12 protein-coding genes and 1 tRNA gene are annotated in these 15,258 nt (G+C 67.6%); 2 read left to right on the top strand and 11 right to left on the bottom strand.

Annotated elements, in window-relative coordinates:
- Positions 1 to 472: 472 nt before the first annotated feature.
- The 4 genes from GV044_RS03560 to GV044_RS03545 all read right to left on the bottom strand — a co-directional run bounded on the left by GV044_RS03560 (position 473) and on the right by GV044_RS03545 (position 2,860).
- A tRNA-Lys gene (locus tag GV044_RS03560) sits at positions 473 to 548 on the bottom strand.
- Positions 549 to 612: 64 nt separating this feature from the next.
- Positions 613 to 1,110, bottom strand: a complete 498-nt coding sequence (gene folK, locus GV044_RS03555; protein WP_159865544.1) for a 2-amino-4-hydroxy-6-hydroxymethyldihydropteridine diphosphokinase — start codon at positions 1,108 to 1,110, stop codon at positions 613 to 615.
- A 7-nt stretch (positions 1,111 to 1,117) separates the two neighbouring features.
- Positions 1,118 to 1,987 carry an N-carbamoylputrescine amidase gene (aguB, locus tag GV044_RS03550; protein WP_159865541.1) on the bottom strand — a complete coding sequence of 290 codons (870 nt, stop codon included), beginning with the start codon at positions 1,985 to 1,987 and terminating at the stop codon, positions 1,118 to 1,120.
- Positions 1,988 to 1,999: 12 nt separating this feature from the next.
- Positions 2,000 to 2,860: a class I SAM-dependent methyltransferase gene (locus GV044_RS03545; protein ID WP_159865538.1), complete on the bottom strand. Its 861-nt coding sequence runs from the start codon at positions 2,858 to 2,860 to the stop codon at positions 2,000 to 2,002.
- A gap of 122 nt (positions 2,861 to 2,982) precedes the next feature.
- Between GV044_RS03545 and msrA the strand changes: the two genes are divergently transcribed.
- Complete coding sequence (gene msrA, locus GV044_RS03540) at positions 2,983 to 3,510, top strand: peptide-methionine (S)-S-oxide reductase MsrA (RefSeq protein ID WP_159865535.1); 528 nt, start codon at positions 2,983 to 2,985, stop codon at positions 3,508 to 3,510.
- Between the two features lie 199 nt (positions 3,511 to 3,709).
- Here msrA and GV044_RS03535 read toward each other — a convergent pair whose 3' ends face one another.
- Positions 3,710 to 4,960 carry an FAD-dependent monooxygenase gene (locus tag GV044_RS03535; RefSeq protein WP_159865532.1) on the bottom strand — a complete coding sequence of 417 codons (1,251 nt, stop codon included), beginning with the start codon at positions 4,958 to 4,960 and terminating at the stop codon, positions 3,710 to 3,712.
- Positions 4,957 to 6,624 carry an alkaline phosphatase family protein gene (locus tag GV044_RS03530; RefSeq protein ID WP_159865529.1) on the bottom strand — a complete coding sequence of 556 codons (1,668 nt, stop codon included), beginning with the start codon at positions 6,622 to 6,624 and terminating at the stop codon, positions 4,957 to 4,959. The genes GV044_RS03535 and GV044_RS03530 overlap by 4 nt, the downstream gene beginning before the upstream one ends.
- A 121-nt stretch (positions 6,625 to 6,745) precedes the next feature.
- Here GV044_RS03530 and GV044_RS03525 point away from each other — a divergent pair, with 121 nt between their 5' ends.
- Complete coding sequence (locus GV044_RS03525; RefSeq protein WP_159870812.1) at positions 6,746 to 8,797, top strand: protein-disulfide reductase DsbD; 2,052 nt, start codon at positions 6,746 to 6,748, stop codon at positions 8,795 to 8,797.
- 132 nt (positions 8,798 to 8,929) lie between these two features.
- On the opposite strand, the gene GV044_RS03520 is transcribed toward GV044_RS03525, so the two are convergent.
- From GV044_RS03520 to glgA, 5 genes are all read right to left on the bottom strand, one after another.
- Entirely contained in the window at positions 8,930 to 9,154 is a 225-nt protein-coding gene (locus tag GV044_RS03520; protein ID WP_159865526.1) for a DUF3072 domain-containing protein, read from the bottom strand.
- Between the two features lie 96 nt (positions 9,155 to 9,250).
- Complete coding sequence (locus GV044_RS03515) at positions 9,251 to 11,242, bottom strand: TonB-dependent receptor domain-containing protein (RefSeq protein WP_159865523.1); 1,992 nt, start codon at positions 11,240 to 11,242, stop codon at positions 9,251 to 9,253.
- A 91-nt stretch (positions 11,243 to 11,333) separates the two neighbouring features.
- Positions 11,334 to 11,741 carry a DUF2946 family protein gene (locus GV044_RS03510; RefSeq protein WP_159865520.1) on the bottom strand — a complete coding sequence of 136 codons (408 nt, stop codon included), beginning with the start codon at positions 11,739 to 11,741 and terminating at the stop codon, positions 11,334 to 11,336.
- 205 nt (positions 11,742 to 11,946) lie between these two features.
- On the bottom strand, positions 11,947 to 13,746 hold the full coding sequence (glgX, locus tag GV044_RS03505) for a glycogen debranching protein GlgX (protein WP_236554927.1): 1,800 nt from the start codon (positions 13,744 to 13,746) through the stop codon (positions 11,947 to 11,949).
- Positions 13,747 to 13,781: 35 nt separating this feature from the next.
- Positions 13,782 to 15,257, bottom strand: coding sequence for a glycogen synthase GlgA (gene glgA, locus GV044_RS03500; RefSeq protein ID WP_159865514.1), 1,476 nt, complete (start codon positions 15,255 to 15,257; stop codon positions 13,782 to 13,784).
- Position 15,258 lies beyond the last annotated feature (1 nt).

Below are 15,258 nucleotides of genomic sequence, written 5' to 3'. Positions count from 1 at the left end.
CGCGAGGCAGAGACAGCGGACCTGCATGATTCTGCGACCATGCCGAGAGGTTGGTCAGGTTACTTATGGTTTATTCGGAGCGCGCGTGCGGTTTTCCGTGTGTAGTCTGCGATCCATCGAGACTAGACAACTTTGACACGGCGACGTTGGCCCGCGCTTCTTGCCGAGCAGATCGGGCGATGCGCGATAGAGGATGAGCCTAGCGGCATCGAGCTATGGCGATCATTGGCGAAGCGCTTTGACGAGGCATACCGTCGCCCTGTTGATAGCGGTCGCTGTAAAGATGACCCGTGGTTACCCGAAGCTGCACGCGTAGGCGCGGGGTGCCGGGTTTCTGCTATTTTGTCAGGTCCTAAACGGGACCTGACCCGTGCGCCGCGCAGACCATGTTGTTACCTGGTGCTTACTGGCATCGAAAAGCAGGCCGGAAGTTACCATCCCATGCAACAGACTTTTTGCTGCAATTTCAATATGGTGAGCCCTGCTGGGTTCGAACCAGCGACCTACTGATTAAAAGTCAGTTGCTCTACCGACTGAGCTAAGGGCCCTTACCACTGCGCGGTCGTGAACCGGTGCGGGAGGTTTGTGCCCTAAGGGCGGGTTGCGGCTGGGTCAAGCGGTGGGGGCACGCGGCCGCGTCAGGCGGGAATGCAAGTGAGCCAGCGTCAGGCCGGTTTGGGGATCGCGCCAATCGCGGGCGATGCGGCTCGCGGGCTGGAGGACGAAGCTTCGGTGGCGGAACTCACGGTGTGGGATGATCAGGTTGGGCGAGGCATAGGCGCCTCCGCTCCACAGGATCAGGTCGAGGTCTAGCACGCGAGCGCGCCAGCGGATGCCGCCCGGTCGCCTGCCGAATCCCGCCTCGATGCGCTTGAGGTGCGCGAGCAGCGCTGGCGGGTTCAGCGGAGTCCGCACGATCGCCGCGGCGTTTGAATAGCGGCGGTGCGAGGGGCCGAGCGGGGCCGAGCTGACGATCGGCGAACTCGCTTCCACAACCAGGCCGTCGTCCGCTAGGTGCGCCAGCGCCGCGCGCAGGACATGCGGTGGTGCGCCATGACGCGGGTGGCGCATGTTGGAGCCGAGTGCGATCAGGTAGCGGTGATCGGCCACCGACCGGTCAAACGTCCTGCGCGATCCGACCATAGAGCTGCGGGCGACGGTCGCGGAAGAAGCCCATGCCGGCCCGGTGCTTGGCGGCGCGGTCGAGGTCGATCTCGGCGACCAGCACGCCGGTCTCCTCACGCCCGAACTCGGCGAGGTAGTCGCCCCATTCGTCGGTGATGAAGGAGTGACCGTAAAAAGCCTGGCCCTCCCCGCCACACTCGGCTTCGGTGCCGATGCGATTAGCGGCGATCACCGGCATGCAGTTCGACACCGCGTGGCCGAGCATCGCGCGGCGCCACATTCGGCTGGTGTCAAGGCTGACGTCGTAGGGTTCGGAGCCGATCGCGGTGGGGTAGAACAGCAGCTCCGCACCCATCAGCGCCATGACGCGCGCGCTTTCCGGATACCACTGGTCCCAGCAGACGCCGACACCGATGCGGGTGCCGAACAGGTCCCACACCTTGAAGCCGTCGTTGCCGGGGCGGAAGTAGTACTTCTCCTCGTAGCCGGGGCCGTCGGGAATGTGGCTCTTGCGATACGTACCCATGATCGCGCCATCTAGCCCGATCATCGCCAAGGTGTTGTAATAATGGTGCCCGTCCCGCTCGAAGAAGCTGGTGGGGATCGCGATCTTCAGCCCGGCCGCGAGCTTCTGCATCGCGAGCACGGAGGGGTGCTCGGCCGTTGGCCGCGCAAGCGCGAACAGCGCCTCCTCCTCGACCTTGCAGAAGTAGGGGCCGGAGAACAGCTCGGGCGGCAGCACGATCTGCGCGCCCCTGCCCGCCGCCTCCTCGACCAGCGCGGAGACGGCCGCGATGTTCTCGCTCTCGTCAGCGGAACCGAGGGGCAGCTGCAGGGCGGCGACGGAGAGGGTGCGGGTCATAGCCCGCCCATATTATGGGCGTTTGCGAAACAGCAAGGTCATCCGGTCGCTTTCGCCGATGGCCTGGTACTTCGCCTTGTCCTGATCCTTGAGCGCGAAGGTGGGAGGCAGCGTCCACACGCCGTCAGGCCAGCTGGCGCTGTCCTTCGGGTTGGCGTTGATCTCGGACTTGCGGACCAGTTCGAAGCCGTTCAGTTCCATGAGCCGGATCACGTCTGCCTGGCGCAGGTACCCCTTCGAGCCATCGGCATAGGCGAACGGTGCATCGGCCTTGGCGCGGTGCTGCTCCACGCCGATCATGCCGTCGGGCTTCAGCAGCGCGCGCATCGCCTTCAGCTCGCTGTCGGCGTTGTTCCACTGCAGCATGTTGTGCAGCATGCGTGGGATCAGGATGCGGTCGAAGGTACCCTTCTGGTCGGCGGGCACGTCCTTGAGCGTCATGGCCGAGAACCTGGTGGCGGGTAGGCCGGTGAAGCTTGCCACGTCCTGCGGGTACTTGGCAGCACTCGCGGCGATGCCGGTGCGCATTTTGTCGCTGAAGGCGGGCGTATCGGGGTTGAAGAACAGGCCGACCAGCTTGCCCTGCTTGCCCAGGTACAGCCCCAGAAAGCGCGAGTACCATTCGCCGCCCGGCGCATATTCGCCGACCTTCATGTCCGGGCGCACGCCGAAGAAGGCCATGCTCTCGACAGGATGGCGCGCGGCGTCTCGCGCGCGATCGGCGGTCCGCTTGGGATTGGCGGCGGCGAGCTCGAGCAATGCCTTGCAGCCCTCGCAAGCCTCGGTGTCGCGCGTGTCGGAAGCGGCCTCCACAGCTACGGGTGCGGCCAACAGGCCGAAGCCGGTGGCGAGCGAGAGCAGGACACGGCGCATGGTCGAATCTCCAGAGGGGGGAAGGGCGGGAGCGAAGCTAGTGGCATAAGCCGCCATGGCAAGCGCGCGCGCGACTTCCTATCTAGACCTCGATCAAGGACATCAACAGGACGACGAACCACATGGAAACGGCAATCGTGGCAGGCGGGTGCTTCTGGTGCACCGAGGCGGTATTTCGCGACGTGATCGGCGTGCAGTCGGTCGAGAGCGGCTACATCGGCGGCGCGGTCGACAACCCGAGCTACAAGCAGGTCTGCGCCGGGACGACCGGGCATGCCGAGGCGATCAAGGTGAACTTCGACCCCGAAGTGCTATCGTACGGCGATCTGCTCGACGTGTTCATGGGCACGCACGATCCGACGCAGCTGAACCGACAGGGCAACGACGTGGGGACGCAGTACCGCTCGGCGATCTTCCCCTTGGATGATGCCCAGCGCGCCGAGGCCGAGGCGGCGATCGCACGCTCCAACGAGGACAATGGCGGGCGCGTGGTGACGACGATAGAGGAAGCCTCGAAGTGGTACCCGGCAGAGGACTACCACCAGGAGTATTGGGATGGCGAAGGCCAGCGCAATCCGTACTGCCTGGCAGTGATCCCGCCGAAGCTGATGAAGTTGCGCAAGAGTTTTCAGGCGAAGGTTAAAGCCTAAGGCTGCAAGATCCTCCCCTGTAAGGGGAGGTGGCGCGCACGTAGTGCGTGACGGAGGGGTGTAACCCTCTCGCTCGCTGACTCCGCCAGCGTGGACACCCCTCCGTCAGCCGCTGGCGCGGCTGCCGCCTCCGCCTCAGGGGAGGATCGGATCGTGCGCGTGATGGCCTCGCTTGTCCTCCCCGCGACGGGAAGGACGGCTAACCCTGTAACAACTCCGGCAGCTTGCCCGAGACGCCCCGCGCCTCGTCCATGAAGAAGCGCTTCAGCACCGGCAGACGCTGCACCGCGCCCATACCGAGCCGGCGCGCCGCCGAAGGCAGACGCCCGGGAATACCGAACAGCCGGTTCAACCCGTCCGTCACCGACATCACCATGAACGCATCGAGACTGCGCCACTTCTCGTACCGCGCGAGCACTTGCGCATCGCCCGGATCGAGGCCGAGCCGCGCGCCCTCGCCCAGCACCTCCACCAGCGCGCCGACATCGCGCAGGCCCAGGTTGAGGCCCTGTCCGGCAATCGGGTGCATGCCGTGGGCGGCATCGCCGATCACCACCAGCCGCTCTTCGGTCACGCGCGCCGCGTGGTGGAAGCGCAAGGGGTAGGACATGCGCGGGGCGGCCAGCTCGATGCGGCCGAACACATGGTGCATCTTGGCCGCGACCTCGCTGCGGAACACCGCGTCGGGCAGCTTGGTAATGGCCGCGGCGTCCTTTTCGGCGACAGTCCAGACCAGCGCCGAGCGATGGCGACCATCGGGCAAGTCGAGCAGCGGCAGCAGCGCGAACGGGCCATCGGGGTAGAAGATTTCCCAGGCGACACCCTCGTGTGGCTTCTCATGCGTCAGCCCGGTGACGATGGCGCGGTGCTGGTAGTCCCATTTGGCATAGGCGAACCCGGCCTCGTCGCGGGTGGGCGACTGGCGGCCTTCGGCAGCGACCAGGAGACTGCCGGCGAGCAGCGTGCCATCCGCCAGTTCGACTTCGACGCCGTACGGCCCACGCTCTCGCCGCACGACGGTGGCGCCGGTGTGCCAAGCGATGGCCGGCTCCGCCGCGCCCGCTTCGAACAGCGCGAGCCGCAAGTCGCGGTTGGCGAACATGCGGCCGAGCGTGCCCTCGTCCGGCGTCGGGCGAAAGTCGATGCGGCCGGGCTTCATGCCATCGGTCACCGCAATTGCTTCGATCGGGCAACCCAGGGCATCGAGGCGCGGGGCGACGCCGATGTTGGTGAACAGGTTCCAGCTGGCAGTCGAGATCGCCGAGGCGCGCCCATCTGCGCCTTCCGCCGTCAGTTCGGCGGGGGTGGCGCGGTCGACGACGTGGCTGGTCAGACCCTGGCGTGCCGCGGCGAGCGCCAGGGTCATGCCGACGAGCCCGCCGCCCAGGATCACGAGGTCGCGGCGCTCAAAGTTCGCCGCAGGTGTGTTGCTATTCGACTCTGCGTTCATCGCCCGCACGTATCGGCCCCAGAGCCGTCGATGTCGAGACACCGCCCGTCCCAGGTGCCCGCCGGCTCGGTCAGGCCGATCACACCTGCCAGCGTCGGCGCAATGTCGATGGTCTCGACCGGAATGGGCTGCTCGAATCCCACCATGCCTCTGCGCCAGAAGAGCATCGGCACGCGCCGATCGTAGTCCCACGGGCTGCCGTGCGTGGCGGTGTAGCTTGGCGTCGGATCGCCCGGCACTACGCCGCGCTTGGTCATCATCAGCACCTGGCCCGAACGCTCCGGATCGAAGGAGGCGCGCACGCGCTGCTCCATCGTCCAGTCCTGCGGATTGCCCTGGGGCACCGGCACTTGGGCAATCGTCTTGGCATCGTAAGCCGCAGCGATCTGCGGATGCGCCGACAGCCGCTTAAGCAACGCAGCGGTGACCTTCTTGCGCTGCGCCGATGTCAGACCGGGAGCGAACCAGATGTCGCCCGAGGCACCCGCACCATTAAGCAGTTGGCCCGACTCGGCGGTGACGCGCGTGTCCTTCGAAACGGCGGCGGAGAGCTGCTCGGCGGTGAGCGCCGGGTCGATCCGCTGCGCGTCCGCGAAGCCCTGCAGCTTCAACCGCTCGGGCGCATCGACGCCGCCGTGATCGGCGCTGAGCACGGCCAGGTAGTCGATCCCCCGCTTGTCGAGCTCGGCGAACAGGCGGCCCAGCGTCTGGTCGAGCTGCGCCAGCTGGATGCACATCTCGGCGCCTTCTGTGCCATAAGCGTGCCCAACGTAATCGGTCGCCGAGAAGCTGACGGAGAGCACGTCGGTGACATCATCCTTGCCGAGGGCCATCTCGTCGACCAGGCGCACCGCCAGCTCGCCGGTGGCGGCATCGATCCGCGGGGTGCGGCCGAAGCTCTTGTAGTCGCCGGCCTTTTGCGGGAAGCGGTAGGTGCCGATGGTGAAGTCCTTGATCGGCACAGCGCGGTCCAACTTCTCGCACCATTGCGGCAGCGCGAATGCAGGCGCGCCGGCATCGATCAGCTTGTCGGTGACCACATTCTGCGCCTGGGCGGCGGCCGAGACCTGGCGGCCCTGGTAGGTGGTGAAGCCCTTGCCCAGCCACCAGTAGGCAGCATCGGCATCGTGCCCGCTCATCATCACCGCAGCGCGGTCCTTGGCGGAAACCGCGACGTTCAGCGCCGCCGGGTTCGCGCGTTTCATCAGGTCGCCTAGCGTGGGCGCCTTCAAGTGCCAGTCGGAGACGACCGGCTCCTTCGCCGTGCTCTTGGGATCGCGCTCGTTCTCGGCGCAATAGACCTCACGGCCCAGCTTCGCGTCGTACCAGTTGTTGGCGATGATCCCGGTGCGCGACGGGTGCACGCCGGTCAGCAGCGTCGAGTGACCCGGGCAGGTCTCCGTCGCGGCGTGCGACTGGAAGCCTTGCGGGAACACCGCGCCCGTCAGCAGCCGCGCGAAGCCTCCGGTGAAGTGCTCGCGATACTGGGCGAACAGATCGGCGGAGAACTGGTCGATCGAGATCGCCAGGATCAGCCGCGGCTTGGGCGCGGGAGCGGGCGTCGCGGCCGGAGGTGGCGGCGCGTCCTGCGCCACCGAGGGCAGCGCAACCGTCAGCGCCAGAGCGGAAGCGAGCGAAGCAAAGGCAGTACGCGCAGCACGCATGGGTAGGATTCCTTGAATTGTCCTGGCGAAAGGAGCAGAGGCGTCGATGACCGCAATGCCGCCGACGCGCAAGCCACTCCGTCCGCGATGGACCTGCCTGAGGCCGATCAACCGGTCGGCGATGGCGCGGCGCTATGCGCTGCTTGTTGCGGTTCTATGGCAGGCGCTGGCGATCCTGCTGGCGCCAGGCACGGCTCACGCTGCGCCCAATCACATCGCCGCCGAACTCGTCGCCGGACCTGCTCTGCCGAACGGCGAAATCCAGCTGGCGATCCGCATGCGGCCCGACCGCGGCTGGCACGGTTACTGGCGCAATCCAGGCGATGCGGGCCTGGGCATGCAACTCGGCTGGTCGCTACCGAGCGGCGCCAAGACGGGCGAGCCGCAATATCCGGTGCCCCAGACCTTGCTGGTCTCGGGCCTGATGAACCACGTCTACGAGAAGGAGTACGCCGTACTGGTGCCCTTCTTCGCGCCCGCTGGCGCCAAGGCTGGAGCGAGCCTGCCGGTGCGGGTCAAGGCACAGTGGCTGGCCTGCACCCAGCAGCTCTGCGTGCCCGAGACGGCCGAGCTCGCTACTCAGGTCGTGGTCGGCGCCGGCGGCGAGGCGCGCCGGTTCGAGGAATGGACGCGCCGCCTCCCCGCGCCGCTCGGCTCGCCGGCGAAATTCGCACTCGATGCCGCGACCGTCCGTCTCGCCATCCCGCTGCCGGCTGCGGCACCGCTGGCTGAGCCGCACCTGTTCGTGGTCCAGGACAAGCTGGTCGACTACGCCGCGCCCCAGCGGTTCGCGCGCGATGGCGACACCCTGATCGTCAGCATTCCGCGCGCGAAGTTCGCACCGGCCTCGCCAACCACCATCGACGCCGTCCTGCGCCTCGACGCAGAGGGCAACGGCATCGCCTTCACCGCCACGCCCGGAACGGTACCCGACGGCGGCACTGCGCTGGGAAGCGCGGGCGGCAGCGATCTGCCCGCCTTGCCATGGCTGCTGCTTGGCGCACTGGCGGGCGGGCTGCTGCTGAACATCATGCCATGCGTCTTCCCGATCCTAAGCCTCAAGGCCATCAGCCTCGCCCGCGCCGGCGAGAGCGAAGCGCAGGCACGCGGCGAGGGCCTCGCTTACACAGCTGGGGTCGTGCTCGCCTGCCTGGGACTGGGCGCCGTCCTGCTCGCCTTGCGTGCGACGGGTGAGCAAGTCGGCTGGGCCTTCCAGCTGCAAGAACCCGCGGTGATCGCCGCATTGCTGCTGCTGGCTTGTGCGATCACGGCGAACTTGCTGGGGCTCTATGAGTTCGTCGTGCCGGGCTTTGCCAGCAGCGGGTCGCCGCAGGGCGCGTTCGCTACCGGACTTCTCGCCGCTTTCGTGGCGACGCCGTGCACCGGGCCTTTCATGGCGACCGCAATGGGCGCCGCGTTGTTGCTGCCCTTGGTGCCCGCCCTGACGCTGTTCGCCGCCTTGGGCTTGGGGATTGCCCTGCCCTTCCTGGCGATCGCTTTCGTCCCGGCCCTGCGCCGCCGTATGCCGCGTCCGGGCGCGTGGATGAACACCTTCCGCCGCTGGATGGCGCTGCCGATGGGCGCGACCGCGCTGGCGCTCGCATGGCTCGCCAGCCGCATCGCCGGACCTTGGTTCGCGTTGGCAGCTGTGTTGCTGGCGGGGTTGCTCGTGGCCCTGCTCGCCCTCGCCGGACGCCGCCAACGCCAGGGCCGACCGGCGATCCGACCTACGGGAGCGGGTCTCGCCGTGCTGGCAGCGGTGGCCGTGATCGTCTTGCCGCTTAGCGAACGCGAGCCAGGCGCTGCGGGTGAGAGCATCCTTCAAGTCCAGCCCTTTAGCGAGGCCGCACTGGCGCAGGCGCGCACCTCCGGCAAACCAGTATTCGCATGGTTCACCGCCGACTGGTGTCTCACCTGCAAGGTCAACGAGGAAGTCGCCATCGAGCGCGAGCAGACCCGCGCCGCGTTCGAAAAGGCCGGCGTGGTCGTGCTGCGTGGCGATTGGACACGCCGCGATCCGGCGATCACCCGCTACCTGACCGCACAAGGCGCGGCGGGCGTGCCGCTCTACGTGTGGTATCCGGCGGGCACAGGCGCGCCGGAGAAGCTGCCCCAAGTGCTCACGCCCTCGACCTTGGCAGACAAGTCACAGCAGCGGAAAGCCGGAGCATAGGCAGACTGACGTCGTCTCGGGCTTGACCGAAATCCGGTCCGCCGCCCCCCGATCTCCCCAGCTTCCCGCTGCAAGGTTCGTCACTGGCGAAACCGGTCCCGGGTCAAGGCCGGGACGACGTCGGCGCCGATCTCAATGCCCCAGCTTCTGCTTCAGCTCATCGATCATCTTCGAAGCATCGGCCTTGTTCAGATCCGCCGAGGGCGGGTCGATCTTGGCCTCCCCACACAGGGTGGTCAGATAGGACGCCTGGGCGCCCGTCATCGGATCGTGACCGGAGACCCAGTTGTCCGGATCTTTCTCGGCATTCGAACCGGGGTGCTCGTCGAGTTTGGGATTGTGCAGTTCTTCGGACATGTCCGCTCCATCGTTCGCTATGTGTTCTCACATCAAACGACCTTGCGGCAGCCCTGGTTCCCAAGCTCGACGAGCCCCGAAGGGCAATCAGCGCGCTCAGAACCGTGCGCGCACTCCGCCGTAGATTGCGCGCCGCTCCGCCGGGTAGTAGATCGCCGAGGCCGCGGTCGCCCGCAACGTGGCGGAGATGTCGCCCACCGCCTTCTTTCCCGTGAGATTGCGCGCGTCGACGAACACGTCGACCCCCTCCAGCAGCGGCGCCGCTGCAGTGACTCCCAGCAAAGCATACCCGCCGGTCCGGTGCGTGTTGGCATAGTCGGCGAAGGCACCTTGCGGCACCCACTCCAGGTTCGGCGCGACGTGCAGCGCCTCGCCGCCGAGCCGAAGCTCGGTGCGCAGGACATGGTGCGGGACCACCGGCAAGCGGTTGTCCCCGAACGCCGCGTCGGCTCGGAAGCGGAAGTCCGAGTACTGCCAGGTCTGGCGCAGCCGCAGCCACGTGGTGGCGTCGAGCGTCAGGCCAGCCTCGACGCCCTGGTGCAGCGTGCGGTCGGCGTTGAACGTCGAGGCCGGTATGCCCCCGTTCACGTCGACGTTGTACTGGAGCAGCTCTCCCTTGATCGTGGCGCGGTAGAGCGACACGTCCCAGCCGAGCGCGCCGTGCTTGCCGCGGGTTCCGATCTCCGCCGTCCACGCCCGCTGCGGGCGGATCGCGCCAATGAAGGTGCTGGTGGTGCCCACCGTTTGGAACACCTCCCCAAAGCCCGGGAACTCGGCCGAGCGGCTGTAGTTGGCATAGAGCTGCACATCCGGTACCGGCTCGAACAGCACGCCGAACTTGGGCGAGAACTCGTCGAAGCTGACGCGGCCGTCTTGCGCGGGTGCCGTGGAGACGTTCACCTGCCGCGCCCGCCAGCCATCGGCGTAGATGCCGCCCGCGATGAGCGTCAGGTGCTCGATCGGGCGGAAGCGAAGTTCGCCATAGAGGTTGGCGGTGCGCGCGTCCTGGTCGGCATCGAAAGTCAGCGCACCGCGGCGGCCGTTGACGTTGACGTACTGGCGCGCGCGCGTGCTGCCACGCCGGATCTCACCGCCCAGCGTGAAGGCGAACGGCCCCTGATCGTCATGCTCCAGCCGGGCGAAGGCGCCATAATCGTCGGACTTCTGGTCGATGACCTGGAGGATCGGGTGGAACAGCTGCTTGGAGTTCAGGAACAAGCCCGCCTCCAGGCTGGTGCTGCCCCAATCGAAGCGGGTGCGGTTCTGCAGCCGCAGCGAATCGATGTTGCGGTGCTGGTCGCCCGCAAAGCTGCCGGTCTTGGGCCGGGTGAGCGCCACCTCTTCGGTCAGCGCGCCCGGCAGCTCCTGCACGATGTGGTTGGCGCTGCCGTAGAAGCGCGTGCTCACCGTGTCGGACAGCTTGAGCTTGACGTTCAAGTGCCCGCGCAGAGAGTTACGTTTGGCGTGCTCGCGGTCGCCGTCACCGGTGTCGGCGCTCAGCGCGCCCCAGGCACTCGCCCGCTCGTCGCCGAAGCCGGCGGAGACCAGCCCGCGCAGGAAGTCGTATGAGCCGCCGTCGAGGCGGGCGTAGACGCCCTTGGCCGTATCGCCGCTGGGCGTGACGCCGTTGATCGCGCCGCCCAATGTGCCCGAACCGAAGCGCAGCGCATTGGCGCCGCGGAACACTTCGAGGTGGTCGAAGAAGATCGGCTCCAGTTCCTGGAAGTCGCCGTTATCGTCGGCCAGGTTGATCGGGATGCCGTCCTGCAACAGCGTCAGGCCGCGCATGTGGAAGCCCCGCGACAGGCCCGAGCCGCGGATGGAGATACGCACCTCCTGGCCGAAGCGCGGCTGCGTGTAGACGCCGGGCGAGAACGCCAGCGTATCGCGCAGCGAGACGACGGTCTTGTCGGCATAGTCCTGGTAGCCGACGACATCCGCGCCGCCGGGCGTCTGGCGCACGCGCGCTTCGGCGGCGTCGGCAGCGGCGTGGCCGGTGACGATGATGGTGGGGTCCTTGGCCTCTTCGGCGAAGGCAGGGGTGGCGGACGCACTCGCGATGGCGAGCGCGATGAGGGAAGCTTTCATGGTCGAAGATCCTGAACCGTCCGCGCGCGCGAAAGTGCGCGGCACTTGACGTGGGTTAAGCAATTGGCTCCGGCAGGGAGCGTCGCAGGGTTCAGGCTTGCAGTGGTGGTCCGCGCAAGGGCGGGCGCAGGTATGCGCGCTCGATCAGGCGGGGGGCGGCGCGCGGCGCGAGACCGATGGCCAGGATGAAAGCGAGGGCGAGGCCGAGCAGCACCGGATCGGCACCCGGCGTGCCGGCCATGTCGAGTGCGCTGAACGGGCAGGCCGCGCTCTTCGTGTGCTGCGCGGCGCGCTCCTGCGGCGTCTCGCGCTGAGGCACGACGATTTGCCGGGTCAGGTGTGCGCCCGTCGCGTCGCCGCAGATCGCAATGGTGATCGCCTGGCTTTGTGCCTCGATCATGAAGCCGCTGGGCACCAGCGCCTTCATCGCCAGCGCGAGCGCCACCAGCCACAGCGCAAGGCCGCGGTGCTGGAGCAGGGTCTGGCGCAGGACCTTCATGCGATGCGCATAGCGAGCGGGTGGGGGGCTGTCACTTGGGTTTGAGGCACCGGCAGCTCGCGGGCTTCGACAAGCTCAGAGCTGGCGGTGTGGGAGTAAACCGCGACGGGTTCGAAGCGTCATCTCTCTTCATTACTCAGCGCCCTGCCCCAACACCGCCTATGCTGAGCTTTTTAAAGCATGCCAGCTGCGGGTGCGGTTGGCCCTACCCCGCCACAGTTACGCGCGGCGCATCGCGGTCGATCGTGAAGCCGTACGGCTCGGACCGGAACGCTAGGTATCCTGCGCCCGGCACGTCCCACTCGGCCACCGTCATAGGCCCATGCCGACCGAGCCACTCGCCCTCGGGCAACTGCATGAAGGTACCGCTGCGCTCCGCCCGCCAGCGCGCCAGCGCAGCGACATAGTCTTCCAAATCGAGGTCGCGCGCCTGCCAGTCGACCCAGGTCAGCGGGTTGTCCTGCGCGTAGGCATTGTTGTTGCCCCCTTGCGAGCGCCCGAACTCATCCCCCGCAGTGAGCATGATCGTCCCTGTAGAAGCGAACAGTGTACCCAGCATGGCCTTTGCGAAAGCGCGCCGGGCATCGATGATCTGCTGATCGTCGCTCGGACCCTCCACGCCGTTGTTCCAGGAGTGGTTGTCGCCGTGACCATCCCGGTTCTCCTCGCCGTTGGCCCAGTTGTGGCGCTGGGCATAAGCGAGCGTATCGGCCAGCGTGAAGCCGTCGTGCGCGGCGACGAAGTTGATCGAGCGGCAATCGGCGCCGAACAGGTCGGACGAGCCCGCCAGCCGCGTCGCCAGCGTGCCGATCGTGCCGTCGCCGCGCCAGAACCGGCGCACATCGTCGCGGAAGCGATCGTTCCACTCCAGCCAGTTTGCAGGGAACGCGCCGAGCTGATAGCCGCCGGGCCCGGTGTCCCATGGCTCGGCGATCATCACCCGGTCGGCCAGGAGCGGATCGGCGGCGATCTCGGCAAAGATCGGCGCTTGCGCCGAGAACCCGGGCCCGCGCGCGAGCACCGGCGCCAGGTCGAAGCGGAACCCATCCACGCCGCACGCCGAGACGAAGTGGCGCAAGCTGTCGAGGGTCAGGCGTCGCACCGCCGGGTTCGCGAAGTCGAGCGTATTACCGGTGCCGGTATCGTTGATCAGCGTGCCGTCGGGCGCGCGGGCGTATGCGGCATTGTCCAGCCCGCGCAGTGACAGCACGCCGCCATGCACGTCGCTCTCGCCGGTGTGGTTGAACACCAGGTCGAGGATGACGGCCACGCCCTTGGCCTGCAGCGTGGCCACCGTGTCGCGCAGTTCGGCGACGCCGCCCGGGCACAGGCGCGGGTCGAGCGCCATCGGTGCCACCGCATTGTAACCCCAGGCATTGCGCAAGCCCAGCGGCGGCAAGTGGCGCTCGTCGATCCAGGCGACGATGGGCATCAGCTCCACCGCCGCGACGTGCAGCTTGCGAAAGTGGGCCAGCACCGCCGGGTGCGCCAGTGCTGCTACCGTGCCGCGCAGCTCTTCGGGCACGTCGGGGTGGAGCATGGTGAAGGCGCCGACGTTGAGCTCGTAAATCAGGCCACCGCGCACCGGCAGCGGAGAGCGCACCGGCGCCGAGACGGCGCAAGCCGGGACAACGGCTCGTGGGACGATGTCGGACGTGTCGCTGCCGAACTGCGCCAATCGGGGGTGTTGAACGAAGGCGCGATCGAGTTCTTGCGCGTAAGGATCGACGAGCAGCTTGGCAGGATCAAACCAGTGGCCACGTTCGGGTGCCCACACACCCTCGGCGCGGTAGCCGTAGCAAGTGCCGGACAGGTCGCCATCGAGGGCGAGGTACCAGTCGTCGCCTTCGCGCTGCATGACATGGCGAGTCTCGCGCTGCGCTTTGAAAAGGCAGAGCGAGACCTGGTGAGCAAGCGGCGCGCGGACAGCGAAGTGGGTGGTGCCTCGCTCAACCCGAGCGCCGAGGCGGCACCCTTGTCGAGGCTTGTCCTGAGCTTGGCAGATGGGCCTGCCGGCAAATACCCGCGACTCAGGCTGCTTCACTGCAGCAACGAGCGGTACAACTCGGCGTAGGCCTTGCCGCTCGCACCCCACGAGAAGTCGCAGGCCATGCCGTTGCGCTGCAGCCGCAGCCATTCCTCGGGTCGATCGTAGAGTGCCACCGTGCGGGTCAGTGCGGCCGAGAGGCTGGCGTAGGACACCGCGCCGTGCTGCACACCGGTCGCGACACCGGCAGCAAGCGCGGCAGGGTTGGCGTCGATCACGGTGTCGGCAAGCCCGCCGGTGCGCGCCACCACCGGTACGCAGCCATAGGCCAGGCCATAAAGCTGGGTCAGCCCGCAAGGTTCGAAGCGCGAGGGGATCAGGATCGCGTCGCCGCCGCCCTGCATGCGGTGCGACAGCGCCTCGTCATAACCGATCCGTACGGCGACACGGCCCGGATGTCGCGCGGCGGCGGCGTGGAAGCCGGCCTCGACCTCCGGCTCGCCGGAACCCAGCAGCGCCAGCCGCCCGCCCAGGCCGACGAGGTGGTCGACCGCCTCGATCAGCACGTCCATGCCCTTCTGCCAGGTCAGCCGGCTGATGACGACGAAGATCGGACCGCCCGCACGAGGCCCCGCGCCGGGCTCCAGCCCGAACTCGGCTTCAAGCGCACGCTTGTTCGCGACGCGTCGGCCGAGCGCGCGCGCGGTGAAGCGCTTGGCGAGCAGCGGGTCACTCTCCGGGTTCCAGACTGCGCCGTCGATGCCGTTGAGGATGCCAGAGACATCGCGTCCTCGCGCGACAACCAGGCCTTCCAGGCCCATTCCGAACTCACCCGTGCGGATTTCCTGCGCATAGGTCGGGCTGACGGTGGTAATCGCGCTGGCGGTGACGAGACCTGCCTTCAGCATGCTGACGCCACCGTGGTACTCGACACCGTCGACCGACCAGGCGTCGCGCGGCAGGCCGAGGCGCGGGAAGACCTCGGCGCCCTGCCAACCTTGAAACGCCATGTTGTGGATCGTCACCACTGAGGGCACGATCGGCGCCTCGGGCGTCATGCCGAAGTGCAGGTAGGCGGGCGCCATCGCCGCCTGCCAGTCATGTGCGTGGAGCACGTCATAGTGGCGGCGCTTGCCCCGCACGACCATGGCGCCTCCCGCGATATCGGCGGCAGCGCGGCTGAGTGCGGCGAAGCGATGCCAATTGTCGGCCCAGTCGCGTCCGGCGGGATCGAGGTAGGGGCTGCCCTCGCGCGCGAACAGTCCGGGCGCATCGAGGACCACCAGCGGCGCGTCACCTAACATGCCGGCGAGCAGCCGCGCGGGCTCGCCCAGAAGGCTCTCCCAGACATGCACCACGCGCTTGCGGCCGAGCCTGGCAAGAACCGTGGGATAGCCCGGCAGCAGCGTCGTCACCTCTACCCCGTGCGGCGCGACCGCCGCAGGCAGCGCGCCCGCAACGTCGGCGAGGCCGCCGGTCTTGACGAACGGAACCGCCTCGGAGGTAACCGACAGAACCCGTAGCGGCATC

The organism is Novosphingobium sp. 9U (genome assembly GCF_902506425.1).
GTDB lineage: Bacteria > Pseudomonadota > Alphaproteobacteria > Sphingomonadales > Sphingomonadaceae > Novosphingobium.
The sequence above is the reverse complement of the archived record's forward strand: the minus strand, read 5'-3'. Positions and strand labels throughout refer to the sequence as shown.

Coding starts and splice junctions, on each gene's coding strand:
- aguB (WP_159865541.1), bottom strand. CDS start 1,987: ATGACCCGCACCCTCTCCGTCGCCGCCCTGCAGCTGCCCCTCGGTTCC.
- GV044_RS03545 (WP_159865538.1), bottom strand. CDS start 2,860: ATGCGCCGTGTCCTGCTCTCGCTCGCCACCGGCTTCGGCCTGTTGGCC.
- msrA (WP_159865535.1), top strand. CDS start 2,983: ATGGAAACGGCAATCGTGGCAGGCGGGTGCTTCTGGTGCACCGAGGCG.
- GV044_RS03535 (WP_159865532.1), bottom strand. CDS start 4,960: ATGAACGCAGAGTCGAATAGCAACACACCTGCGGCGAACTTTGAGCGC.
- GV044_RS03530 (WP_159865529.1), bottom strand. CDS start 6,624: ATGCGTGCTGCGCGTACTGCCTTTGCTTCGCTCGCTTCCGCTCTGGCG.
- GV044_RS03525 (WP_159870812.1), top strand. CDS start 6,746: ATGGCGCGGCGCTATGCGCTGCTTGTTGCGGTTCTATGGCAGGCGCTG.
- GV044_RS03520 (WP_159865526.1), bottom strand. CDS start 9,154: ATGTCCGAAGAACTGCACAATCCCAAACTCGACGAGCACCCCGGTTCG.
- GV044_RS03515 (WP_159865523.1), bottom strand. CDS start 11,242: ATGAAAGCTTCCCTCATCGCGCTCGCCATCGCGAGTGCGTCCGCCACC.
- GV044_RS03510 (WP_159865520.1), bottom strand. CDS start 11,741: ATGAAGGTCCTGCGCCAGACCCTGCTCCAGCACCGCGGCCTTGCGCTG.
- glgA (WP_159865514.1), bottom strand. CDS start 15,257: ATGCCGCTACGGGTTCTGTCGGTTACCTCCGAGGCGGTTCCGTTCGTC.